Source organism: Pseudomonas sp. PS01270, assembly GCF_029959775.1.
Lineage (GTDB): Bacteria > Pseudomonadota > Gammaproteobacteria > Pseudomonadales > Pseudomonadaceae > Aquipseudomonas > Aquipseudomonas atacamensis.
The window spans coordinates 1-23,230 of sequence record NZ_JASCPT010000026.1; the positions used below are offsets into that span (position 1 = coordinate 1).

Below are 23,230 nucleotides of genomic sequence, written 5' to 3' on the forward strand. Positions count from 1 at the left end.
CCACTGTGGGAGCGAGCCTGCTCGCTAATGCGTCGTGCCAGAGGATTCAATGCTGAATGACACACCGCCTTCGCGAGCAGGCTCGCTCCCACAGGGACGGTTCAGAGCGGTTCAACGCGGTGGATAGTTGGCCAGGATCCGTGTGACGGTCTCGCGAATGGCATTGCTGCGGTCAGCCGGATTCGGGCGGTTGCTGAGCATTTGCTCATCGCTGCCACGCCAGACCAGTTTGCCGTCCTTGCCGTCGAGCAGGTCGATCTGAATGGTCGCGACCTTGTAGGTGATGTTGCGCGTTTCGTTGTACATCGGTGCGCCCCAGTAGCCATTCCACGGGCCGCCCCAACCGCCGCCGTAATTGGTCGTCACCTGCTGCTGCCGGTCCTCGACGATCAGGTAGGTCTGCACGCTCAGATCACCTTTGCCGCCGCCGGCAGCCGGGCGCAAACCGCGCTGATCGAGTTGATCGGCCACCGCCTGGCGGATGCGCTGTTCGGTGAGGTCGCTTTTGATGCGCGGATCATCGGGGCGATATTGCAGGGCCGGGTCTTTCCAGCTCCAGCTGCGATAAGCGGCAAAGTCGCGGCTGGCGTCGAAATCGTGATTGACCTGATTCGCGGCGCAGGCACTGAGCAGCGCGGCAACAGCGAGTAGAGCGAGACGGCGGAACATGATTTTTCTCCGGGTGAAGACATGAACCTGCTGACACGACGTCAGCTGGGAGGATACGCCGCCATGGCTTTTTCCACAGCCTCGCGGATCGCATCGGCGCGTTCGATCTGATTGCCCTGGGTGCCGGTCTCGGCGCTGGCGCTCCACACTGGCTGACCATTGCCGGCATCGAACAGATCGACCCGCACCACCACGACCTGCTCCTGATAGGTGCGCACGATCGGCACGCTGTTGTACATGCCGTAACCGCGACCATAACGATCATAGCCGCCGTATCCGCCGTAGTAGCCGTAGTCGTCGCGAACCTGGCGCAAACGGGTTTCCAGACGCAGATCGGCGCTGACCAGCAGGTCGGCCGGGCGGTTGTCGCGCATCGGCCGCAAGCCGCGCTGGTCGAGGGCGTTGCTGACCGCCTCGGCCACCTGCGCCGAGTCAGCCCACGCCGTGCCCGGCGGCAACTGCCCGTTGCGCCAGGCCCAGTTGCGGTAGCGCCCGTAATCACGCGGCGGCGCCGGGTAGGCGCTGCGGTCGAAGGTGGCGGCGGCTTGCGGCGGTGCCGGCGGCAACGGCCGTGACTGGGCCACGTAGGGGTTGCTGCCCTGGCAAGCGGCCAACCCCAGACTTATCAGCAATAACCCGCATCGAGCTTTCATGTCGCGCTCCGCTCAGATCGGCCGGCAGATCCAGTGCAAGTAACGCCCAAGCCCGGCGAAGCCTGGGTGACGACGGTGCGCGAGTTCCATTTCCAGCAAGTCCGCCAGTTCGGCGCGGGCCTGGAATTCCACCGGCATGTAATCGTGAAATACCCGTACGCCGCTCTGACTTTCGACCTGCCACATACCGGCGAGTTGCGTTGCCAATTCCCGTGGGTCGAGAGGCTGCTGCGGGGTCAGGCTCTGTTTCTCGCCGGCCATGACGTTCTTGCGCATTTTCTTGAAATGGCCCTTGAGCAGATTGCGATAAATCAGCGCATCACGGTTGTAGAACGCCAGCGACAGCCAGCCGCCAGGCTTGGTCAACTGGTGCAGCACCGGCAGGATCGCGTGGGGCTCGGCGAGCCATTCCAGCACGGCGTGGCAGATCACCAGATCGTAGGGTTCGGTGAGCTGACCGGGCAGTTTCTGCCACGGCGCCTGAATGAATGTCGCGGTGTGTCCGGCTTCGGCAAAACGCTGGCGCGCACCTTCGAGCATCGGTTCCGCCGGCTCGGTGAAGGTGACGTCATGGCCGCGCTCGGCCAGCCACAGCGACATATGCCCCAGGCCTCCGCCGATATCGAGCACCCGCAGCGGCCGATCCGGCAAGGCCTCGGTCAGATCGGCCTGCAACACGGCGAGGCGAATCGCGCCTTTGGCGCCGCCGTAGATTTTTTCGGCGAAGCGCGTGGCCAACTGATCGAAATGACGGTCGCTCATCAGTTGAACCGCCGTTCGCTGTCGGCGAGCTTGGCGCGCACCACTTCATTCATGTCCAGACCCAGTTCGCTGCACAGCAGCAACAGATACAGGACGATATCGCCGACTTCCTGCCCGGCATGCGCGAGCTTGTCCGCCGGCAACTGGCGCGACTGGTCTTCTGTCAGCCACTGGAAGATTTCCACCAGCTCGGCCATTTCGACGCTGGCGGCCATGGCGAGGTTTTTCGGGCTGTGAAATTGCCGCCAGTCATTGCGGTCACGAATGGCGTGCAGGCGTTCGGTCAGTTCTACAAGGTTCATCGGGCTCTCCTGAAGACGCATAGCTTCGGGGGGATGCGGGCTGAAGGCAAGCAGCGCAGATGATCAATTGTGGGGGCGAGCCTGCTCGCGAAGGCGATGGATCATCCAGACCGGATTTGCCTCACACGCCCCCTTCGCGAGCAGGCTCGCTCCCACACATGATCCGGGCAAACCTTCTATCATGCAGGGAACTCGGCCGCCCTCGGCGTGGCCCAAGGCTCAGCTCTTTCATCAGGGATGCACACATGCGTGTAGAAAGCTTTTTCGAATGGCTCGGCCAGGCACTCGGTTCGATCATCCGTTTTATCGTCGACGGCCTCAGCGGCCTGTTCAATATTCTCAGCAATGCCGGCAGCAACTTTGTCGACGGCCTGGCGCAAACGCTGGGGATGGACACCTCGATCATCAGCATCATCGCCCTGATCGTTGGCCTGATGCTGCTGTGGTCGGCGATCCGGGCGTTCATGAATGCGTCGATCATTGCCGGGATCATCTGGTTGCTGCTGGGGTTGTGGTTGTTGAGCTGGATTATTCACTAGTGCTTCAAAAGCCCCTCACCCCAGCCCTCTCCCAGAGGGAGAGGGAGCTGACCGCGTTGCTTTGAAATTCTCCACCGACCTGGAATATCGAGTCGAACTCACGCTTGAGAGCGACGAAGATCGGCCCCCTCTCCCATTCCCGGAGAGAGAGGGAGCTGACCGCGTTGCTTTGAAATTCTCCACCGACCTGGAATATCGAGTCGAACTCACGCTTGAGAGCGACGAAGATCGGCCCCCTCTCCCATTCCCGGAGAGAGAGGGAGCTGACCGCGTTGCTTTGAAATTCTCCACCGACCTGGAATATCGAGTCGAACTCACGCTTGAGAGCGACGAAGATCGGCTCCCTCTCCCATTCCCGGAGAGAGGGGGAGCTGACCGCGTTGCTTTGAAATTCTCCACCGACCTGCAATATCGAGTCGAACTCACGCTTGAGAGCGACGAAGATCGGCCCCCTCTCCCTCTGGGAGAGGGCTGGGGTGAGGGTGTTTCTGCCGCTACAATCCTCGCTCCCCCAAGGAGCCTGCATGTCCTCTCTGATTACCGACTGGCGCGACCGCCCGACTCACCGCAAGGTCTGGTCGCTCGCCGCGCCGATGATTCTTTCCAATATCTCCGTGCCGCTGGTGGCGCTGGTCGACAGCACTGTCATCGGCCATCTGCCACATGCCCATCAACTCGGCGCGGTGGCGGTCGGCGCCAGTCTGTACACGTTTCTCGCCTGGGCGATGGGTTTTCTGCGCATGGGCACCACCGGTTTTGCCGCGCAGGCTGCCGGGCGCAGCGATGGCGCGGCGTTGCGGCAGATTCTCTTGCAGGGCCTGCTGCTGGCGATGGGGCTGGCCGTCGTGCTCGGCACTCTTGGCGTGCCGCTCAGCGGCGTTGCCCTGCACTTCATGCAACCGTCGGCTGAACTGGATCAGCTGACCCGGGAGTTTTTCCACACGCGCCTGTTCGGCCTGCCCGCAGCGCTGGCGACGTATGCGCTGGTCGGCTGGTTCCTCGGCACGCAGAACGCCCGAGCGCCGCTGGCGATTCTGCTGAGCACCAACCTGATCAACATCGCCCTCAATCTGTGGTTTGTCATTGGCCTGGACTGGGGCGTGGTCGGCTCGGCGCGGGCTTCGGTAATCGCCGAATGGTGCGGCGCCCTGCTCGGCCTGTGGCTGACGCGCACGGCGTTGCGCGCCTATCCGGGGCAGATCATCTGGTCGGCGCTGAAAGTCTGGCAGAGCTGGCGCCCGCTGCTGGCGGTCAACCGTGACATTTTCATCCGCAGCCTCGCCCTGCAATCGGTGTTTTTCCTGATCACCGTGCAAGGCGCGCGGCTCGGCGATGCGACCGTAGCGGCCAACGCGCTGCTGCTCAACGGCTTGCTGCTGACAGCCCATGCACTGGACGGACTGGCCCACGCAGTCGAAGCCTTGTGCGGCCATGCCATTGGCGCCCGGGATCGCCTGGCCTTGCGTCGATCGCTGGTGGTGGCCGGCGGCTGGTCGCTGATCGCCAGCCTCGGGTTCGCTGTGCTGTTTCTGCTCGCCGGGCACCTGTTCATCGAGATGCAGACCGACATTCAGAGCGTGCGCGACACGGCGTTCATCTATCTGCCCTACCTCGCCGTGCTGCCGCTGATTGCGGTGTGGAGTTACCTGCTCGACGGCCTGTTCATCGGCGCCACCCGTGCGCGGGAAATGCGTAATGGCATGCTGCTGACGGTGTTGTTGCTCCTGCCATTCGCCTGGTTCTTGCAAGCGCTGGGCAATCACGGCCTGTGGATATCTTTTCTACTGTTCATGGTCTTGCGCAGCGTGACCCTTGGCGCGCAAGCCTTGTGGCTCAAGCGCAGCGATGGCTGGTTCAGCGGCAAGGCTCACTGACCAGAAAAGTCAGTCCGCCGCGCCCCACTGCCGACGCAGAAAGTCGAGCCGTTCCGGCTGGGTCAGTCCGGCCGGCGGCACGACCAGCACGGCGCGCGGATTGAGCAGGCGCAGCCATAGCCAGCCGTCGAGCACGGCACGGTCAGTAAAACCCAGCGCCAGGCCTTGTTGCACATGCACAGCAATCGTCTGGTAGTCAGCGCTCAGAGACTGGCACCAGCGCCAGATGTGCTGCTCCAGCAGACAGGTTTGCAGGCGTTCGCGCTGGCGCCGGGTCAGGCTTTCTTCGATGCCCAAAGGTTCGACGAGCAGGCCGGGATTGCGCAGCTGTTGCCAGCCCTGACTGCCGATGGCGCGGTCCGCCCAGGTGCCGCCAAACCAGCGCAACTGGCGGATCGGCCCGAGCCAGCGACTCAACTGCGTGGCGTCACAGGCGTCGAAGAAATAACTGGCGGTCTGGCGGTTGTAATAGCTGAGCAAGGCCCGATGATTCAAACCGAACGAGACGGTAAGCATGCGCTGCAAGTGGCTGAGCAGCTGCTGCGCCGGTATCTCGCAGCTCAGTAACAGGCCGCGCCAGGTGTCCGGGTCGCGCAGGCACAGGGCGGTCAATGCCGGGCTCTCGCGCAAATCGACGAGAACCGGACCGTGCTCACTGACCGGCTGAAATTCGGTGCCGTCGAACAAGCGGTGCCGCTGCACATCGGCAAAGCCCTGGCGCAAGGTCAGCAAGGCGCGTGCCGCGTCCGGGGTGTCGAGCAACAGCCATTGCGCCATGGGCTCAAGCGCCGCGCCGCTCATCGTGCGCTGCTCTGATCGAGCGCGGTGAGCAGCCGGCAACTGCATACGGACTCGGCGCAGTGGTTGAAGCTGCCACCGCCCGGCATCAGGCACAGCAACAGCAACGGCTCGCCAGACTGCAACGATTGCTGCAACCCATCGCTCACCAGCAGTTCGGGGAGCGATACCGGTTCATCGTCCTCGACCGCAGCCTCTGGCAACACCGAGGGCTGGAGCACGCCACTGACCACCGGCTGATCGGGATCGCCCTCTAGAAAACTCACCACCACTTCCACGCCATCGGCGAGTGCCGCCGAGGGCAGCTCGTTCAGGTCAGGCGCGAGGGGCAGCCAGCAATGGCTCGGCGCTGCGCCTTCGCCCTGATACAGCCAGTCGAATTGCACCGCGACCGGCCGCGCGCGATCCGGCTGCGGCTCATCGACGCTGACCACCCAGGCACGCTGCAAGCTGTGCATGCGCTGCTTGGACTTCGCAGCAGCGGGCACACAGACGGGTACCCGCGCGGCCGCGAACAGGCGATTGCAATAGGGCGATTCGAGAGACTGATCGGCCCGATGCTCGATGCGGGTCAGCAGCCATGGGCGGTTGCATTCGAGGAAAGGATGGCCGTCCAGCGGCAACCACTGACCACTGCGCAAGGCCGGCAGATCGCTGTGGCCTTCGGAATCGGGTCCTCGCTGGCTGGCCTGCGAGTCTTCGCGCAGTCGCCATTGGCGGACGGCTGGAGCGACGCCATGCTGGTCATGCTCGCCCTGATAGTGCGCGACGTCTGCATGGGGCATCCGCGTCGGATCGTCGCCGAACACCAGGCAGTGCCTGTCGCGGTGATGTTCGAAGTAGTAGTGAATGCGCGCCTCTGCGCACAGACGCTGAAGCAGTTGCAGATCGGATTCGCGGTATTGCGTGCAGAAGGTGCGGGCCGGGTAGTCGCTGTGCAACTCGTAACGTCGTTGCAGGCCGACGATGCCATGTTCGCGCAGCACCTGTTCGATGATCTGCGGCACGCAGCGGCCGCTGAAGATGCGCTGGCTCAAACGCAGGTCGAGGCAGTCGAGCCTCGGCCCGAGACGTACTCGGCACAAACGCAAGCCATGGCCGGGCTCGTGCTGGACAAGGCTGTGCAATTGCCCGTGCACACCCTGGCCGGGCGCGCCGAAACACAGGAACGCGGAACGATGCAGCAGGCCGGCGAGATCCAGATGCGGATCGTCGATCACCACATCGATCTCGAAGGCGAAGGGTTCGCTGAGCGCTTCCCTTCCGGTAAAGGCGAGAACTTCGAAGGGGTCGGACAGGCCCGCTACATCGAGACGAAACGACGGCTCGTTGACTGGATCGAACATGGGCGGATCTCTACAGGAGGGGCGGCCGGGGATTCTCGCCGAGAGGCATGGCCGAGTAGAGAGGCGAAGTACAACTTAGGAAATGACCTACGCGAAAAGCAGACCAGATGAGTTTGCTGACCGTGATAGCACAGGTTTTCGAGAAAAAATCAGGAGATATCCCACCGGGTTGTCCGATTTTTCCACAGCTTGCGGAAAAAAATCAGACAACCCGGGTGGAACGCTATCGGGTCTCAGGAAGACAGATAGGAAGAGCGGGTCAGGCCCAGACGCAAGGCATCGAGGAACTGCGTGCGCTCGCTGGCACTGATGCGGGCACTGGCGCACTTGTCGCGGTAGTGAGTCATCAGTTCTTCCGGCGACAAGTGCACGTAACGCAGCATGTCTTCGATGGTGTCGTGGGTCTCGATACCGGCGTGGTACACGCTGCCATCGGCGTTCTGGTAGATGTTCACCGAATCGGTGTCACCGAACAGGTTGTGCATGTCGCCGAGGATTTCCTGATAGGCACCGACCAGGAACACGCCCAGCAGGTAATCTTCGCCTTCATTCAATGCGTGCACCGGCAGGCTGGTTTCGATGCTCTGCTCGTCGACGTACTGGTTGATCTTGCCATCGGAGTCGCAGGTCAGATCCTGCAGCACCGCACGGCGCAGCGGCTCTTCGTCGAGGCGATGCAGCGGGATGATCGGCAGCACCTGATCGATCGCCCAGGTGTCCGGCAGGCTCTGGAACACCGAGAAGTTGCAGATGTACTTGTCGGCCAGCTTGTCGTTGAGTTCGTCGAGCACCTGGCGGTGCGAACGCTGACGCGCTTTCAGCGAGTTGTGCAAGCGACGGCACACGGCGAAGTAGCACTGCTCGGCGAGGGCTTTTTCCGCCAGGGTCAGCTTGCCGTCGGCATACTGCGCGGCGACGTCGCTCATGTAGTGGGTGGCGCGCCAGTAGGTTTCGGTGACCATTTCGATGTCGGTCGGGCCGAGCAGATCGACCAGCCACTGCACGGTTTCCGGCAGGCTTTCCTTGTTCTCGATCAGCGGGATTTCGTCGTTGTGTTTCTCGACGTCGGTGACCTGCACCACCAGCATCGCGTGGTGCGCGGTCAGCGAACGACCACTCTCGGAGAAGATGTGCGGATGCGGCAGGCTCTGCGCGTCGCAGAATTCCTTGAGCATGCCGACCACGACACCGGCGTAATCGTCCATGTCGTAGTTGATCGAACTGGCGTTGCGCGAGTGGGTACCGTCGTAGTCGACACCGAGGCCGCCGCCGACGTCGATGTGATCGACCGGCAGACCGAGGTTGCGCAATTCGCCGTAATAACGGATCGCTTCCTTGAAGCCGTGCTGATAGTCAGCGAGGTTGGCAATCTGCGAACCCATGTGGAAGTGCAGCAGGCGGATGCCCTGATCCAGACCGGCGCCACGGAAGCGCTCGACCACCGACAGCAGTTGCGCCGCCGACAGACCGAATTTGGATTTTTCGCCACCGGTGTCCGCCCATTTCGACGAGGCCAGCGACGACAGGCGCACGCGCAGACCCACCTGCGGCTTGACCTTCAGCGAGGCGGCTTCTTCGATCACCAGGCCGACTTCGGATTCTTTCTCGATGACGATGAACACGTTATGGCCGAGCTTCTGGCCCATCAGCGCCAGACGGATAAACTCGCGGTCCTTGTAACCGTTGCAGACGATGGTGCCGCCCTTCGGCGCCAGCGCCAGCACCGCCAGCAGCTCAGGCTTGGAGCCGGCTTCCAGACCGATGGAAACGTTCTGGGTGGCGATGATGTTCTCGATCACCGCTTCCTGCTGGTTGACCTTGATCGGGTACAGCGCGGTGTATTTGCTCTGGTATTCCAGGCGCTCGATGTTGGAATCGAAAGCGCCGGTCAACTGACGGACACGGTCTTGCAGGATGTCGGGGAACCGCACCAGCAGCGGCAAGGACAAACCGCTCTTGCGCAGTTGGTCGACTTGCTCGAACAGGTCGATAGGCGAGCTGCTCGGGCCGTTCGGACGTACTTCGACGCGACCGGCTTCATTGATCGCGAAATACCCGGCCCCCCAATGGCGAATCCCGTAAACGCTGCGGCTGTCCGCAACTGTCCATTGGCTGCCATCGTCTTTACGTGTGCGTCGTACGGACATCGAAGTCCCCTATAAAGAAGTCAGAGTGCGTCGCCTGAAGTGCAGGCCGGCGCAGTCTAAAGAATGAAAATGACGGTTCGTCAGTGCGGCGGTAGACCGCACTGACTGCGTGGAGTTTAGAAACCGGTCATGAACAGGCTCTGTGAAAACCATGGCGACGACGCCGGATCCGAGAACACTCGAAGCCGGATCAAGCCGCCGGAGGGTTTCACAGAGGCTGCTAGCCGCCGGATTTCTTCGCTTTGAAACCGTGTTTGATCAGCTCTGCCAAGAGTAGCTCGACGTGATCGCCCTGGATTTCGATGATGCCGTCCTTCAACGCCCCGCCGGTGCCACAACGTTTCTTCAACGTCGTCGCCAGCTCCTTGAGCGCGTCTTCGGCAAGAGGCACGCCGGTGATGGTGGTCACCGTCTTGCCGCCACGGCCCTTGCTTTCGCGACGCACGCGGGCAATGCCGTCACCGGCCGGAATCACGGTTTGTTTGCAGATACAGGCGTCCACCGGCTTACTGCATTCCGGGCAATGACGACCTGCGTCGGTGGAAAATACCAGGCCGCCCAGGGCGGCGAAGGATGCGGCTTTCTTGGCCACCGGCAATCCTCTCGGGAGGACAAAGACTGATCGCAACCTTGGGCAAGGTCAGCGACCGCGAAGCCCCACTCAGGCAGGGGCAGCGCTACTGCATCGATGCTTTTTGGGAAGCGCTCGGTGCAGCTTGAAAAGGTCGCGCAGTGTAACGGCAAAAATCGCGATTGCTAAGTGCCAATCGGCGCCAATTCATGTGTTCTTTGCGACGTTGCTTTGCTGCGCCTTGAGATAGCGCTTCAGCGCGGCCAGAGAGTCCGGGCAATAAGGCTTTTCGCTGATTTCGCGCATGACCTGTTCGATGGGGATGAATCGCGCTTCGAGGACTTCTTCCGGCTGCAGTTTCAGCGGCCCGTCCCACACGGCGGAAAACGCCGAACACCACAGACGGTTGCCGGTGTCTTCGAAGTAGAAGTGATCGTGAGCGGTGAGTTCGACGCCGCTGACGCCCAGCTCTTCCGCAAGCTCGCGCGCCGCCGACTCGGCATAACTTTCGTCGGCCTGGACCATGCCGCCTGCGGCAACATCCCAGTAACCGGGATAAATCGCCTTGCTCAACGTGCGCCGGTGCACGCACAGCTCACCGGCGGAGTTGAACAGCATGATGTAGGTGCCACGGCCAATCAGCCCGCGCTCACGCAAATCGGAGCGCACCAGAGCGCCGAGCAGGTTGTCCTGCTCGTCAACCCAGGCGATCTGTTCGGCGTCCGAGGCGGCGCGATGGGCCGCCTCTCTTGTGCTCTGGCTCACGTATCAGCCCTGATTGAGCAGTTGACGCAAGTCGATCACCGCAGCGTTGGCCCGGGAAATGTAGTTGGCCATGACCAGCGAGTGGTTGGCCAATACGCCGAAACCGCTGCCATTGAGGATCATCGGGCTCCACACCGGCTCTTGCGAAGCCTCCAGCTCACGGATGATCTGGCGCACGCTGACGGTGGCGTTCTTCTTCGCCAGCACATCGGCGAAGTCGACCTCGATGGCACGCAGCAGATGGGACAGTGCCCAGGCCTGACCGCGTGCTTCGTAGAACACGTTGTCGATCTGCATCCACGGGGTTTCCACGACTTCTTCGTCAACCTGCGGCACTTCGCCGACCGCCGGAACTTCGGTCTTCAGCGCAGTATTGAGCTTGACCCGACCGACACTGGCCGACAGGCGTTGCGACAACGAACCGAGACGGGTGCCGACATCGCCCAGCCAGTTGTTGAGGTTGTCGGCGCGCGCGTAGAACAGCGCGTTTTTCTGATTCGGATCCGACAAGCGCGACTGATAACGGCTCAGGGAGTTGATGCCTTCCTGGTATTCCGACTCGCTGGACGGCAGCACCCAGCTCTTGTTGTCGAAGTTGAAACGCGGTTCGGCCTTGGCCAGATCGGCGTCTTCGGCGGACTGTGATTGCGAACGGGCAAAATCCTTGCGCAGGGCGCGGGTCAGGTCACGCACCTGCACCAGCACGCCATATTCCCAGCTCGGCGTGTTGTCCATCCACAGGCCCGGCGGGAAACGGTCATTGGAAATGTAACCGCCCGGCTTGTTGAGCAAGGTGCCGGCAACGGTCTTCAGGGTTTCGACCGTGGTGTAGCCGACCACCATTTGCTTGCCTTCTTTCTCGGCAGCGACCTGGGCGTTCTGCGCCACCGGAAACAGCTCCGGTTCCTGGCTCCAGTACCAGCCCAGCGCGATGGTGACCAGCAAGTACAGACCGACCACTGTGGCCAGCGCCCGGCTGAACAGCAGCCCGCCGACATAGCTGCGGGTGGCCGACTTGGGCTCGGCGGCACGTTCAGGCGCGCTGCCCGCGCGGTTTTTCCAGTCCAGCATGGCGATATCCTTTCAATCACTTGGGTTCAACGGTTCGACCACAACCATACAACAACGTGCCAAGGCCGGGCACCCGTCGCTATCGATAAGCCGCAAATGGTGCGGCCCGATGACGCTTCGCGACACACTAAGGGATTCCCTGATAGGGCAACGCCAGCAACGCAGTGAACTCTGATCTGGATTCGGCCCGAGCAGCGATGTACAAATTCCCGACTGTTCTGCCCTGCCCTTCAAGTCAAGCGTCCGGATTTCGGGCATCTGACTGACCTGCAAGTGCATGAAAGAACCAAGCGGTCAGAAACTGAATCGTGTCGTCCAGCAGATTATTGACGTACGACACTCGTCTAAGGGAAAAGAGGTGCTAGCATAGAGCCACCAGTCGATCTCAGCATGCACCCTAACTAGTAGTCAGGATATGACCGAGCCAGAAGACCCCAGCCGTGAGCGTCTCAAGCACCACTTTGCCCAGCGGGTAATTCATCAGGCACGTCAGATTCTTGAGATATGGCAGCGCCTGCAACGCAGTGAGTGGTCCACCGTCGATCTCGCCGAACTGAGCGAGGCGAATCTGCGTCTGCTGCGTTTTGCCGAGCGTTTCGAACAGCCGGAACACACGCAGTTGGCGCACCATATCAGCCAGTCGCTGCAAGCGGTGGATGCCAACCGTGGGCGCCTCAGCAGCGGCCTGATCACTGATCTGAATCGGTTGATGCAGCGCCTTTCGCGTACCGGCCTGCGCCATGGTGATCAGCTCGACCAGACGTTCCTGCCGCCGCTGCGCAAGCCGATCTACGTAGTGTTGCAGGATCACGACCGCGCCGAACGCCTGGCCAAGCAGCTCGAATTCTTTGGCCTGAGCGCACAGGCGCTGGACAGTGTCGCCGCGTTTCGCTCGTCAATGGTCGAGCGCTTGCCCGCGGCGATTGTCATGGACGTGGATTTCAGTGGCCCCGGCATCGGCCTGAAACTCGCCGCCGAAGCTCAGGTCGGCCTCGAAGAACCGCTGCCGCTGCTGTTCTTCAGCCTGCACGAAACCGACACCCCGACCCGCCTCGCCGCCGTGCGCGCCGGTGGCCAGGAATTCCTCACCGGCACCCTTGAAGCCTCGAGCCTGCTGGAAAAAATCGAAGTGCTGACCTGCGTCGCCCAGTACGAACCTTATAAAGTGCTGATCATCGACGACTCGCGCGCCCAGGCCCTGCACACCGAGCGCCTGCTCAACAGCGCCGGGATTGTCACACGCACCCTGATCGAACCGATTCAGGCAATGGCCGAACTGGCGGATTTCCAGCCGGACCTGATCATCCTCGACATGTACATGCCGGCCTGCACCGGCACCGAGCTGGCCAAAGTCATCCGTCACAACGACCGCTACGTCAGCGTGCCGATCATTTACCTGTCGGCCGAGGATGATCTGGACAAGCAGCTCGACGCCATGAGCGAGGGCGGCGATGACTTCCTGACCAAGCCGATCAAACCGCGACACCTGATCACCACCGTGCGCAACCGCGCCGCGCGGGCGCGCAATCTCAAGGCGCGGATGGTTCGCGACAGCCTCACCGGCCTGTACAACCACACGCACATCCTGCAATTGCTCGAGGACTGCTCGTTCCGCGCCCGCCGCGAGAACAAGCCGCTGAGCTTTGCCATGCTCGACATCGATCACTTCAAACGGGTCAACGACAGCCACGGCCACCCGATGGGCGACCGTGTGATCAAGAGCCTGGCGCTGTTTCTCAAACAGCGTTTGCGCAAGACCGACTTCATCGGCCGTTACGGCGGCGAAGAGTTCGCCATCGTCATGCCCGACACCGATATCGACGCGGCGCATAAAGTCCTCGACGAAATTCGTCAGCGCTTCGCCGAGATTCATTACCCGGCGCAGCCGCAGGACCTGTGGTGCACGTTCAGCGCCGGCGTGGTGGAAATGTGCGATGACTCCGACAGCCTGATGATGGCCAGCCAGGCCGACGAGGCGCTGTACCGCGCCAAGGGTGCAGGACGCAATCGGGTGCAGACCGCGCGGCAGTCAAAGCAAAGTGCCACTTTTTCATCGGAATCCACTGATTCGGTCATAACCTTGTAATGGAACCGCAATAAATTCAGGCGCTTACCATTCCTGCCGTTGGTAGCCCTCATGCGCCTGAAGTTGCTCACCAATCTCAATACCTTGCTGCTGGTCGCCGTCTGCGTGGCCCTTGGCGCCACGCTGTGGTGGTCGCAAAAAGCCCTCGAACGTCCGTATCTGTTGATGGAGCGTTACCTCGGGCTGTCGCAACAATTTCAGAACGAGGTGGCGCGCAACGTCGAGGATTATCTGGCCAGCGGTGACGCGCTGCGCCTGAGCAGCGCCGCCCAGGCCATAGACAGCGTGCACAAGCAACTGGGTGAGCTGCCCCCGACGCTGGCCGACAGCGTGCAGCCAAGTCTGTCGAGCCTTGATGAATTCAGCAAAACCGACCTGCTCGCCGCCGGCAAACTGGCTGGCGATCCGCAGGCGCTGCTGTTGCAGGCCGAACGCGAACTCAGCGCCAGCCTCGACCAGCTCAACACCTACGCCAATGGCAACGCCGCCTACCTCGCGCCACTGCTCGCCGCATCGCAGCATCTGGGCAAACTGTCGCTGGCGCGGGACAAACTAGTCAGCAGCGGGCGCAGTGAACTGGCTGCCGATGTCGAGCGTGAAGTGAGCAACATGCGCGCCCAGGCCGAGGCCATCGATGCCCTGCCCTTGCTCGGTGTGGTCGCCAGCAACGAATCGAGCAGTGACGATTTCGCCGCGCTGATGGGCATCGAAAACACCGACAAAGCCGCCGCCGAAGATGCCGGTGTCGGCCTCAAACGCGAACTCAACAGCTTGCTTGGCCGCTATCCGGCGGAACTGGCGCGCACCCGCGAGCAGATCCAGAAACGCGCCGAGCTCAGCGCCGCGACCCACGAAAAAATCGCCAGCGTGCAACACGCCATCGCCGGCCTCGAACCGGTGGTACGCGCGCAACATGGGCAGATCCAGGGCGAAGTGCGCCTGATGCAAGGCGTGATGATCGGCCTGATTCTGCTGATCGCCCTGCTCATCGATACCTTGCAGCGGCGCCTGGCCCGCACCCTGACCAACCTCGCCCCAGCGCTGTCGACCTGGGCCGAAGGCGATTTCAGTCGCGACATCCAACTGGGCAAGACCAACCGCGAACTGCACGACATCGAAGCCTCGCTCAACCGCTTGCGTGCCTATCTGGTGGACCTGGTCGGCACCATTCGCGGCAACGCCGAACAAGTCGCGGGCAGCAGCCGCACCCTTGCGGAACTGAGCAATGACCTGCACAGCGGCGCCGAACATCAGGCCGGCGACACCGCGCTGATTCGCGACTCGCTGGGGGAACTCGAGGCAACGATTCAGCAAGTGGCCGGCGATGCCCGTCAGGCTGCCGACGCCAGTCGTCATGCCGGTCTCGCCGTCGAGCATGGGCAGGCTGTAATCGGCCAGAGCCTGACCGGACTGCATGCGCTGGTCGGTGAGGTTCAAGGCAATGCGCAGATGATCGAACATCTGGCAGAAGAATCAGCAACCATCGGCGGCGTGCTGACAGTGATTCGTTCGATTGCTGACCAGACCAATCTGCTCGCCCTGAACGCCGCGATCGAGGCGGCCCGCGCCGGGGAGATGGGCCGTGGTTTTGCCGTGGTCGCCGAGGAAGTGCGCTCGCTGGCACAACGCACCGCCGGGGCCACGGCGGAAATCCAGACACTGATCGCCGGCCTGCAGACCGCCGCGCGGCAATCGGTCGAAGGCATGCGCGCGCAGGTCGAACACGCCGAAGCCACGGCCAGTCAGGCGCAAGCGGCCGACGGTGCACTGGACAAAATCGTCGGCGCGATCCAGACCATCGCCGACACCGCCGTGCGCATCGCCGATGTCACCGCGCAGCAAAGTGGCGCGGTCAGCGAGATCCGCGATCACAGCGAGCGCATTCATCAATTGGGTGGGGATAACCTGCTGCGCATCGGCCAGGGCCGCGAACAGGGCGAGAATCTGCTGGTTCTCGGCGGCCAATTGCATACAGCCGTTCAGGCCTTCCGCGTCTGACATACCACCTTCGCCAGCAGGCTCACTCCCACAGAGGTACACATTGCAATGTGGGAGCGAGCTTGCTCGCGAAGGCGGCAGCCCTGTCACTACAAATGACCGGATCCTGATCCTGGGTCACAAATTTCGCGCAAACATCGCCCATCGTGTCGCCTATTGCATGGAACTGGACAGTCACAAAGGCTTTGCGGCATAGTCGCCGGGTTCTGACGACTGCTCATTGATAACAAGGACAACGCAGATGGCAACGCTACTGGTGCTGCATGGCCCCAACCTGAACCTGCTCGGCACCCGGGAACCGGGGACCTACGGGTCGACGACCCTGGCGCAGATCAATCAGGATCTGGAGCGGCGCGCCCGCGAAGCCGGCCATCATCTGCTGCATCTGCAAAGCAACGCCGAGTACGAATTGATCGATCGCATCCACGCTGCGCGCGGTGAAGGCGTGGACTTCATTCTGATCAATCCGGCGGCTTTTACGCACACAAGTGTCGCATTACGTGACGCGCTGCTGGGAGTGAGCATCCCATTCATCGAAGTGCATTTGTCCAACGTGCACAAGCGCGAACCTTTCCGCCATCACTCCTACTTCTCCGATGTAGCGGTAGGAGTGATCTGCGGCCTTGGCGCCAGCGGTTACCGACTGGCCCTGGAGGCCGCACTAGAGCAGCTTGAACACCAAGCTATACGCCCCTGACCGACCCTTGGGAGTTGATGATTCATGGATATCCGTAAAGTTAAGAAACTGATCGAATTGCTGGAAGAGTCCGGCATCGACGAGCTCGAGATCAAGGAAGGCGAAGAGTCCGTACGCATCAGCCGCCACAGCAAGACCCCGGCGCAGCAGTACTACGCGCCAGCCCCGATGCAGGCTCCGGCTGCTGCCCCTGCTGCCGCGCCAGTCGCTGCCGCTGCTCCGGCTGCCGCTGCTGCACCCGCGCTGAACGGCACCGTTGCCCGTTCGCCGATGGTCGGCACCTTCTACCGTAAATCTTCGCCAACCTCGCCAGCCTTCGTTGAAGTCGGCCAGACCGTGAAGAAAGGCGACACCCTGTGCATCGTCGAAGCCATGAAGATGATGAACCACATCGAAGCTGAAACCAGCGGTGTGATCGAATCCATCCTCGTCGAAGACGGCCAGCCGGTTGAGTACGACCAACCGCTGTTCACCATCGTTTGAACCGCGGAGAGCCTTTGATGACTGCGAAGTTGGAAAAAGTTCTGATCGCTAACCGCGGTGAGATCGCCCTGCGGATTCTGCGTGCCTGCAAAGAGATGGGCATCAAGACCGTCGCCGTTTACTCCAAGGCCGACAAAGAGCTGATGCACCTGGGTCTGGCAGACGAATCCGTCTGCATCGGTCCGGCGTCCGCCGCTCAGTCTTACCTGCACATTCCGGCCATCATCGCTGCCGCTGAAGTGACCGGCGCTACCGCCATTCACCCAGGCTACGGTTTCCTAGCGGAAAACGCCGATTTTGCCGAGCAGGTCGAGAACTCCGGCTTCGCCTTCATCGGCCCGAAAGCCGACACCATTCGCCTGATGGGCGACAAGGTATCGGCCAAGCACGCGATGATCGAAGCAGGCGTACCGACCGTTCCTGGTTCTGACGGCCCGCTGCCGGAAGACGAAGAAACGGCGCTGCGCATCGGTCGTGAAGTCGGCTACCCGGTGATCATCAAGGCCGCCGGTGGCGGTGGTGGTCGCGGCATGCGCGTGGTGCACAAGGAAGAAGACCTGATCGCCTCGGCGAAACTGACCCGCTCCGAAGCAGGTGCGGCGTTCGGCAACCCGATGGTCTATCTGGAAAAATTCCTCACCAACCCGCGCCACGTCGAAGTGCAGGTTCTGTCCGACGGCCAGGGCCACGCCATCCACCTGGGCGACCGCGACTGCTCGCTGCAGCGTCGTCACCAGAAGGTTCTCGAAGAAGCACCGGCACCGGGCATCGACGAGAAGGCGCGCCAGGAAGTATTGGCTCGCTGCGTCAAGGCATGCATCGATATCGGCTACCGTGGCGCCGGTACTTTCGAGTTCCTCTACGAGAACGGCCGTTTCTACTTCATCGAAATGAACACCCGTGTTCAGGTGGAGCACCCGGTTTCGGAGATGGTCACCGGTATCGACATCGTCAAGGAGATGCTCAGCATCGCCGCTGGCAACAAGCTGTCGTTCACTCAGGATGACGTGGTCATCCGCGGTCACTCGCTGGAGTGCCGGATCAACGCTGAAGATCCGAAGACCTTCATGCCGAGCCCGGGCACGGTCAAGCATTTCCACGCTCCAGGCGGCAACGGCGTTCGCGTCGATTCGCACCTGTACAGCGGTTATGCCGTGCCACCGAACTACGACTCGCTGATCGGCAAGCTGATCACTTACGGCGCAACCCGCGACGAAGCCATGGCACGCATGCGCAATGCCCTGGACGAAATCGTGGTTGACGGGATCAAGACCAACATCCCGCTGCACCGTGACCTGGTTCGTGACGAAGGCTTCTGCAAGGGCGGTGTGAACATTCACTACCTCGAGCACAAGCTGGCCAAACAGTCGTAAGGCTGAAGCGGCATGAAAAACCCGATCCCTGCGGATCGGGTTTTTTTATGCCTGCAACAAACCCATCAGAGCATTACCGTGGAGAACGCCTGCTGCTCGACCATTGCGGCAGATGCCCGCAGGCCGGCATCATCGACCACCGCTCCTGCGGCGTTTTCATGTAACGGCCTGCGGGTGAACCGTCTCGTAAAGTGTCGGGCACGTACCGAGAGCCCGTCCTTGGCATAGCTCGATCTGGCGATAAGCGGGTCGTACAGCCTGCCAATCTGACCAGGGGAATGCTTGAACACTCTCGAGACTCCATTGTTCAGATTCAGCACCACGCCATAGCTGTTGCCCAGGCACGACGAGTACGACCAGTAATCCCAGGTCGGCTGCAGGCCCTGTTCGCGCAACACGCGCCTGACCGGACTGCCGATGTCAGCGCCCGCCGACAGCCAGTCGCCACCCACCAGCGTGGCGCGAATGTTCTGCGGTGCGCCCCCCAGACGCTCCAGCACCTGCGTGACACTTCGCTCGATCAACGGGCGAATATTGTGATCAAAATGAATGACCGCCCCCACCCTTGTCGTCGGGTTATACAGCGAGGCGATGACGCAACTCTGCGCATTCAAAGAAAACAGATAGTTATCTGGCGATCCGGGACGAAAATGCGCCACCACCGCTTCGCCCTGCAGCGCGCCGCGGTTCAGCACTGGCTCGACACCTCCAGGAAAAGCATCATTCAAATCGCTCACGCGCCCAAGGTTGCGCACGTTGCCACCCGTGAGCCCGACCCTGGCGTGTGTCCACTTGCCCCCCGGAGCAAGCCGAATCGGTTGCTGATAGATGGCGGTCGGGCGACGGGCATCCACCAGGCTCAGCCCACCAAAATGCGGATTTTCCCTGACCAGGAAATACTTGCCTCTGTTGCGAATGTAATAGGCCGGTTGCGGCTGTGCAGCGCTGGGCGGGCTGCGCCAGGTGCCGAAAAAGACGCCTTCTTCGGTCACCTTTTGCAAACGCTCGGGCGCCTTGCTGACGGCCTGCCTGGCATGGAAGCGTACTTCCCGGATCGCCGGCAGCGCTTCCCTGCGCAGCGGAGCCACGGTGTTCAGACGCTCTGACAACAACGAGACCGGCCGCATGGTGTGCTTCAGACTTCTGGCCGCACCGCCCAGCCACTTGATCGCACTGCCGGCGCCGACCATAGCGAACAACGCGCCCCACGACGCCTCCAGCCAGTGGCCGAGCGCGCCATCGACGTCACCCTCCAGATGCGCAGCGACCGCCTGACCGGCGCTGACGGCGATGAACACGACATCGAGCAGCAAGGCAAACGGAGGGAACACCATGCAAAACGGTGCAGCTGCAAACATCAGCCCCTTGACCACTTGGCGTTCGATCATTTGCGCGCGGCTGGTGGTGATGTCCTGCACATCCGTGACCGCGCGCTCGATGTACGCGTTGAACTCGCTGCGCGCGTCAATCAGGCGCTGCGCTTCGTACAGCGTATCGACGCGTTGTTTTTTTGCCGCAATCGCATACAGGGTGCGCGACACGATGCTGCGCGCGGCAACCGGCGTACGCGCCATCAAGTAGTCATGCAAAGCGCCGGCGATGTCGCCGAACAGTGACTGATACGCACGCACCACAATGCCGTCGGGCGCATCAGGCGTGTACAGCCACCAGGACGGCTCGGGGTTGAACGAGGTCAGGACATAAACCCCGAGCACGACGTGATGGCGCACGGTGAACCTGAACACGCCGTCACTTTCAACCATGCTGGCGCCCGGAAAATGCGTATCCGGCGCTGGCACCTGGCTCAACAGAGAGACCTGACGGACCAGCGCTGAATACACCGCGTCGCTCAATCGCGCCTGACTTCTGGCCACGCGCAAATCACGGTCCATCTTTGACAGCAATACGTTGCGGTAGGCAAAGCGACGCGGTTCGTAGGCAGCATCACGCGGGTCGAGATATTTGCCACGGATCTCGCTGGCGTATTTTTCACCCAGCCACGCCCGGCGCAGATACAGCGCCAGATCGGCGCTGCGCACCTGGCTCAGATCCTGGCCAACCGACGATCGCACGCCTCTTTTCGGATGTTCGATGCCGGAGTTGTCATCGTAGCCGTGAATGGCCAGGTCGAGCAGCGTGGCTACCTGCTGCTTCCTGCGGTCAGCGACGCCAGGGTTGTAATCGATCAACACAGTGGCCGGATCGACCGGTTCCAGCACGTTCTTGCTGCGCATATAGGGGGTGATCGCTGCGGCAACCGTGCGCCTGGCGAAATCGACGAAAACCTCGAAACCGCCCAGCAGCTCGTTGAACACCTGCTGATGAACGATCAGTTCCTGATTGAGGCTGCTGATGCGCCGGCGAGCCTCAAGCCCGAGCGTCGTGTACCAGCGCAGCGAGTTGTCCTGCTCGACCCGCTGCAGGTTGTTTGCCAGGGCCATTTTTGCAGCGGCTTCGACGCATTCGGTGAACGGCAGGGGCGCTCGGCGAAGGTCACTCTGCATGCCCCAGAGAGCGGGGCTGGCCGCAGCGGCCAACAGATAATCCCGTGCAGGGTGATGTGCAGCCGGTGAAAGCTGTTGCAACAGATACTCACGACCGGATTCGCTCTGTGTCCAGCTCCACACTTCGCCGGTCAACGCCGCGATCGAAGGTAACCGGACCCACTCCTGACCGTCCGGCTTGTTGGGCGCGTACAGCACCAGGTTATTCACCGCTTGCTCAGTCTCTGCCTGGTAGAACACCAGAAGATCGGCGCATTGCATGCCGTTGGGCAGCGTCAAAGCGGCCACTTGCAACGGTTTCATTACCGCTTGCCCAGACCACACCTGCTCGAGACGCTCATGGTCGGAGTCCGACAGATGAGCTGCGCAGCGCGCGACGAATGCGCTCTGCCGAAGCCGTGCGGCAAACCAGTCGACAAGTGCCTTTTGCACCTCTATACGCTCGTACTGTTCGGCGAGAACGCGCAGGTAATCCGCCGGATAATCCTGTTCCGCCAGCATCTCGGCAATGAATGTTGGCTTCAGTGACTGGTTGCGCAATGGCGCAGGACCGCTGATCTCCAGTACCGCTGCGAAGTCCTGTCCGATCGGCCCGCATGCCAGCAGGTCACTGAGGCTGCGATTGTGGGTCGGCTCACCCACCGCCGAGCGCCATCTGAGCCGCACGTCGATCCGGTCCGGTTCAACCGTCATGTCGAGCTTGAGCTGAATGTATTCGATGGCCTGCTGGCGGGCAAAGTCGCGCAACGAGCCGTAGCCCAGCAGCAGGTCATCAAGTGCTGCCTGGGCCAGTGAGGTCTGCTCCTGATAATCACGCAACAAGGCGCGATCCGGCTCCTTCAGCGCCTTCATCCATGACGGCAGTTGCGCGAATGAATGGGCCTCGAGAATCTTTTTTTCTGCACCGGTTGCCAGGGCGGTCAATCGGTACCGACGCGTGCTGCGGGCCTGAACTCGGTCGATTTTGCTGCGTAATTGATCCAGTGTCAGGCCAGCCAGTTGGTCACGGCGCAACAGCAACTCGATGTCCTTGATATAGCGCCGCAGCTTGCGTTTGATCAGGCGATCGAACAACGCCTCTCGCCCTTTTGTCGCCCAATGTTCTCGCAGGTATTTTTTGTACTGGTCGAGAAAGTGCAACGAAACGCTATCCACCGTCCGGATCACATGCTCATGACGGCTGGACGGCAAACCGGGATCGGCGCCCCCAGGCCAGCGAAATGGCGCGTCCTGGAGCGCCAGGAACATGACTGGCCGGCCGTCGATAAGCTTTTGCAGAATGGCGTCAAGCAGGGCAACCACAAAGCCCGGGGCGAAATGACCGTCCGGGTAATGCCTGCGCAGTTCAGTCAATGCGAAGTGCTCCAGCGCCTCGAGCAACGTCATCTGGCTGTTCAAGCGCTTGTCGATCATCACCTGCCAGCGCGTGATGCGCAGGAGGATCTCCTGCACCGACCCCGTAGACGCAGCGGCTATCGGTGGTTTTTCTTCTACAGTCCCTTGTTGATCCGCCATGTCGTCCAGCCTTTTGTTGCGTAGAGATGAGCGCTCACTCTATTTGCCGACAAAAGTGCTCAGGCCATACATATGTATATCGCGGCCGCGAATGTGTAACAGCCAAGCGGTGTGTCCACTTTGCCGGCGACCTGGCGTAAACTGCGCGCTTTTGCAGCTTCGGGCTGCCCCACAGATTTTCAAAGGTGCCCGCCATGCCTTGGCTGCAAGTCCGTCTCGCCATCACCCCGGAACAAGCCGAAACCTACGAGGACGCATTCCTCGAAGTCGGCGCCGTGTCGGTGACTTTCATGGACGCCGAAGACCAGCCGATCTTCGAACCGGAACTCAACACCACGCCGCTGTGGTCGCACACCCACTTGCTGGCGCTGTTCGAAGGCGGTACCGAACCGGAACCGGTGCTGGCCCACCTGGAGTTGCTGACCGGCAGCCCGTTGCCCGAACATCACAGCGAAGTGATCGAAGATCAGGACTGGGAACGCAGCTGGATGGACGGTTTCGAGCCGATGCGTTTCGGCCAGCGTCTGTGGATCGTGCCGAGCTGGCACGCCGCACCCGAGCCTGACGCAGTCAATCTGCTGCTGGACCCGGGCCTGGCGTTCGGCACCGGCACCCACCCGACCACCGCGCTGTGCCTGGAATGGCTCGACGGCCAGGATCTGAAAGACTGCCACGTGCTCGACTTCGGCTGTGGCTCGGGGATTCTGGCGATTGCCGCCCTGCTGCTCGGTGCCAAGGAAGCCGTGGGCACCGACATCGACGTGCAAGCGCTGGAAGCCTCGCGCGACAACGCCGGGCGCAACAACATTGCCGATGAGCTGTTCCCGCTGTACCTGCCCGAGGATCTGCCGCCGGTTCCGGCCGACGTGCTGGTGGCCAATATTCTCGCCGGCCCGCTGGTGTCGCTGGCGCCGCAGCTGTCCAGCCTGGTCAAGAGCGGCGGGCGCCTGGCGCTGTCGGGCATTCTCGCCGAGCAGGGCGAAGAAGTAGCGGCAGCTTATGCGCAGGACTTCGAGCTCGACCCGATCGCCAATCGCGACGGCTGGGTGCGCATCACCGGGCGTCGGCGCTAAAATG

20 protein-coding genes are annotated in these 23,230 nt (G+C 61.8%); 8 read left to right on the forward strand and 12 right to left on the reverse strand.

Annotated elements, in window-relative coordinates:
- Positions 1 to 111: 111 nt before the first annotated feature.
- Genes QMX86_RS10525 through QMX86_RS10540 form a run of 4 tightly spaced genes read right to left on the reverse strand, consistent with a single transcriptional unit; the run spans position 112 to position 2,386 of the window.
- A complete protein-coding gene (locus QMX86_RS10525) occupies positions 112 to 669 on the reverse strand; it encodes a DUF4136 domain-containing protein (protein WP_024011432.1) in 558 nt (185 codons plus the stop codon).
- 41 nt (positions 670 to 710) lie between these two features.
- Positions 711 to 1,322 (reverse strand): DUF4136 domain-containing protein, encoded by a 612-nt coding sequence (locus tag QMX86_RS10530; RefSeq protein WP_123443891.1) that lies wholly within the window; start codon positions 1,320 to 1,322, stop codon positions 711 to 713.
- 12 nt (positions 1,323 to 1,334) lie between these two features.
- Positions 1,335 to 2,084 carry a methyltransferase domain-containing protein gene (locus QMX86_RS10535; protein ID WP_282387864.1) on the reverse strand — a complete coding sequence of 250 codons (750 nt, stop codon included), beginning with the start codon at positions 2,082 to 2,084 and terminating at the stop codon, positions 1,335 to 1,337.
- Entirely contained in the window at positions 2,084 to 2,386 is a 303-nt protein-coding gene (locus QMX86_RS10540) for a MazG-like family protein (protein ID WP_064362974.1), read from the reverse strand. The genes QMX86_RS10535 and QMX86_RS10540 overlap by 1 nt, the downstream gene beginning before the upstream one ends.
- Positions 2,387 to 2,631: 245 nt before the next feature.
- Between QMX86_RS10540 and QMX86_RS10545 the strand changes: the two genes are divergently transcribed.
- Entirely contained in the window at positions 2,632 to 2,925 is a 294-nt protein-coding gene (locus QMX86_RS10545) for a hypothetical protein (RefSeq protein WP_282383687.1), read from the forward strand.
- Between the two features lie 4 nt (positions 2,926 to 2,929).
- On the opposite strand, the gene QMX86_RS10550 is transcribed toward QMX86_RS10545, so the two are convergent.
- Entirely contained in the window at positions 2,930 to 3,451 is a 522-nt protein-coding gene (locus QMX86_RS10550; RefSeq protein ID WP_282383689.1) for a hypothetical protein, read from the reverse strand.
- Between QMX86_RS10550 and QMX86_RS10555 the strand changes: the two genes are divergently transcribed.
- Positions 3,450 to 4,799, forward strand: a complete 1,350-nt coding sequence (locus QMX86_RS10555; RefSeq protein ID WP_282383691.1) for an MATE family efflux transporter — start codon at positions 3,450 to 3,452, stop codon at positions 4,797 to 4,799. The two genes, QMX86_RS10550 and QMX86_RS10555, sit on opposite strands and share 2 nt — an antisense overlap.
- A gap of 9 nt (positions 4,800 to 4,808) precedes the next feature.
- On the opposite strand, the gene QMX86_RS10560 is transcribed toward QMX86_RS10555, so the two are convergent.
- The 6 genes from QMX86_RS10560 to QMX86_RS10585 form a co-directional block, all read right to left on the reverse strand.
- Positions 4,809 to 5,600 (reverse strand): DUF4123 domain-containing protein, encoded by a 792-nt coding sequence (locus QMX86_RS10560; RefSeq protein ID WP_110644944.1) that lies wholly within the window; start codon positions 5,598 to 5,600, stop codon positions 4,809 to 4,811.
- Positions 5,597 to 6,943: a contractile injection system protein, VgrG/Pvc8 family gene (locus QMX86_RS10565; protein WP_282383693.1), complete on the reverse strand. Its 1,347-nt coding sequence runs from the start codon at positions 6,941 to 6,943 to the stop codon at positions 5,597 to 5,599. The genes QMX86_RS10560 and QMX86_RS10565 overlap by 4 nt, the downstream gene beginning before the upstream one ends.
- 233 nt (positions 6,944 to 7,176) lie before the next feature.
- The gene (gene speA / locus QMX86_RS10570; protein WP_016771856.1) at positions 7,177 to 9,090 is read right to left on the reverse strand and encodes an arginine decarboxylase; all 1,914 of its coding nucleotides are present in this window, start codon (positions 9,088 to 9,090) and stop codon (positions 7,177 to 7,179) included.
- A 220-nt stretch (positions 9,091 to 9,310) separates the two neighbouring features.
- On the reverse strand, positions 9,311 to 9,682 hold the full coding sequence (locus QMX86_RS10575) for a translation initiation factor Sui1 (RefSeq protein WP_007914613.1): 372 nt from the start codon (positions 9,680 to 9,682) through the stop codon (positions 9,311 to 9,313).
- 186 nt (positions 9,683 to 9,868) lie between these two features.
- Positions 9,869 to 10,426: an NUDIX hydrolase gene (locus tag QMX86_RS10580; RefSeq protein ID WP_024011427.1), complete on the reverse strand. Its 558-nt coding sequence runs from the start codon at positions 10,424 to 10,426 to the stop codon at positions 9,869 to 9,871.
- A gap of 3 nt (positions 10,427 to 10,429) precedes the next feature.
- Positions 10,430 to 11,497 (reverse strand): DUF2333 family protein, encoded by a 1,068-nt coding sequence (locus tag QMX86_RS10585; protein WP_016771859.1) that lies wholly within the window; start codon positions 11,495 to 11,497, stop codon positions 10,430 to 10,432.
- 415 nt (positions 11,498 to 11,912) lie between these two features.
- Between QMX86_RS10585 and gcbA the strand changes: the two genes are divergently transcribed.
- The 5 genes from gcbA to accC all read left to right on the forward strand — a co-directional run bounded on the left by gcbA (position 11,913) and on the right by accC (position 18,134).
- Entirely contained in the window at positions 11,913 to 13,583 is a 1,671-nt protein-coding gene (gcbA, locus tag QMX86_RS10590) for a diguanylate cyclase GcbA (RefSeq protein ID WP_282383697.1), read from the forward strand.
- A gap of 51 nt (positions 13,584 to 13,634) precedes the next feature.
- Positions 13,635 to 15,581 carry a methyl-accepting chemotaxis protein gene (locus tag QMX86_RS10595; protein WP_282383699.1) on the forward strand — a complete coding sequence of 649 codons (1,947 nt, stop codon included), beginning with the start codon at positions 13,635 to 13,637 and terminating at the stop codon, positions 15,579 to 15,581.
- Between the two features lie 241 nt (positions 15,582 to 15,822).
- Positions 15,823 to 16,278 carry a type II 3-dehydroquinate dehydratase gene (aroQ, locus tag QMX86_RS10600; protein WP_016771861.1) on the forward strand — a complete coding sequence of 152 codons (456 nt, stop codon included), beginning with the start codon at positions 15,823 to 15,825 and terminating at the stop codon, positions 16,276 to 16,278.
- Between the two features lie 24 nt (positions 16,279 to 16,302).
- Positions 16,303 to 16,761: an acetyl-CoA carboxylase biotin carboxyl carrier protein gene (gene accB / locus QMX86_RS10605; RefSeq protein ID WP_016771862.1), complete on the forward strand. Its 459-nt coding sequence runs from the start codon at positions 16,303 to 16,305 to the stop codon at positions 16,759 to 16,761.
- 17 nt (positions 16,762 to 16,778) lie between these two features.
- A complete protein-coding gene (gene accC / locus QMX86_RS10610; protein WP_024011424.1) occupies positions 16,779 to 18,134 on the forward strand; it encodes an acetyl-CoA carboxylase biotin carboxylase subunit in 1,356 nt (451 codons plus the stop codon).
- A gap of 65 nt (positions 18,135 to 18,199) precedes the next feature.
- Here accC and QMX86_RS10615 read toward each other — a convergent pair whose 3' ends face one another.
- Positions 18,200 to 22,153: a DUF6543 domain-containing protein gene (locus QMX86_RS10615; protein ID WP_282383702.1), complete on the reverse strand. Its 3,954-nt coding sequence runs from the start codon at positions 22,151 to 22,153 to the stop codon at positions 18,200 to 18,202.
- A gap of 194 nt (positions 22,154 to 22,347) precedes the next feature.
- On the opposite strand from QMX86_RS10615, the gene prmA reads away from it, so the two are divergent.
- Entirely contained in the window at positions 22,348 to 23,226 is an 879-nt protein-coding gene (prmA, locus tag QMX86_RS10620) for a 50S ribosomal protein L11 methyltransferase (RefSeq protein ID WP_122751734.1), read from the forward strand.
- Positions 23,227 to 23,230 lie beyond the last annotated feature (4 nt).

Coding starts and splice junctions, on each gene's coding strand:
- QMX86_RS10525 (WP_024011432.1), bottom strand. CDS start 669: ATGTTCCGCCGTCTCGCTCTACTCGCTGTTGCCGCGCTGCTCAGTGCC.
- QMX86_RS10530 (WP_123443891.1), bottom strand. CDS start 1,322: ATGAAAGCTCGATGCGGGTTATTGCTGATAAGTCTGGGGTTGGCCGCT.
- QMX86_RS10535 (WP_282387864.1), bottom strand. CDS start 2,084: ATGAGCGACCGTCATTTCGATCAGTTGGCCACGCGCTTCGCCGAAAAA.
- QMX86_RS10540 (WP_064362974.1), bottom strand. CDS start 2,386: ATGAACCTTGTAGAACTGACCGAACGCCTGCACGCCATTCGTGACCGC.
- QMX86_RS10545 (WP_282383687.1), top strand. CDS start 2,632: ATGCGTGTAGAAAGCTTTTTCGAATGGCTCGGCCAGGCACTCGGTTCG.
- QMX86_RS10555 (WP_282383691.1), top strand. CDS start 3,450: ATGTCCTCTCTGATTACCGACTGGCGCGACCGCCCGACTCACCGCAAG.
- QMX86_RS10550 (WP_282383689.1), bottom strand. CDS start 3,451: ATGCAGGCTCCTTGGGGGAGCGAGGATTGTAGCGGCAGAAACACCCTC.
- QMX86_RS10560 (WP_110644944.1), bottom strand. CDS start 5,600: ATGAGCGGCGCGGCGCTTGAGCCCATGGCGCAATGGCTGTTGCTCGAC.
- QMX86_RS10565 (WP_282383693.1), bottom strand. CDS start 6,943: ATGTTCGATCCAGTCAACGAGCCGTCGTTTCGTCTCGATGTAGCGGGC.
- speA (WP_016771856.1), bottom strand. CDS start 9,090: ATGTCCGTACGACGCACACGTAAAGACGATGGCAGCCAATGGACAGTT.
- QMX86_RS10585 (WP_016771859.1), bottom strand. CDS start 11,497: ATGCTGGACTGGAAAAACCGCGCGGGCAGCGCGCCTGAACGTGCCGCC.
- gcbA (WP_282383697.1), top strand. CDS start 11,913: ATGACCGAGCCAGAAGACCCCAGCCGTGAGCGTCTCAAGCACCACTTT.
- QMX86_RS10595 (WP_282383699.1), top strand. CDS start 13,635: ATGCGCCTGAAGTTGCTCACCAATCTCAATACCTTGCTGCTGGTCGCC.
- aroQ (WP_016771861.1), top strand. CDS start 15,823: ATGGCAACGCTACTGGTGCTGCATGGCCCCAACCTGAACCTGCTCGGC.
- accB (WP_016771862.1), top strand. CDS start 16,303: ATGGATATCCGTAAAGTTAAGAAACTGATCGAATTGCTGGAAGAGTCC.
- accC (WP_024011424.1), top strand. CDS start 16,779: ATGACTGCGAAGTTGGAAAAAGTTCTGATCGCTAACCGCGGTGAGATC.
- QMX86_RS10615 (WP_282383702.1), bottom strand. CDS start 22,153: ATGGCGGATCAACAAGGGACTGTAGAAGAAAAACCACCGATAGCCGCT.
- prmA (WP_122751734.1), top strand. CDS start 22,348: ATGCCTTGGCTGCAAGTCCGTCTCGCCATCACCCCGGAACAAGCCGAA.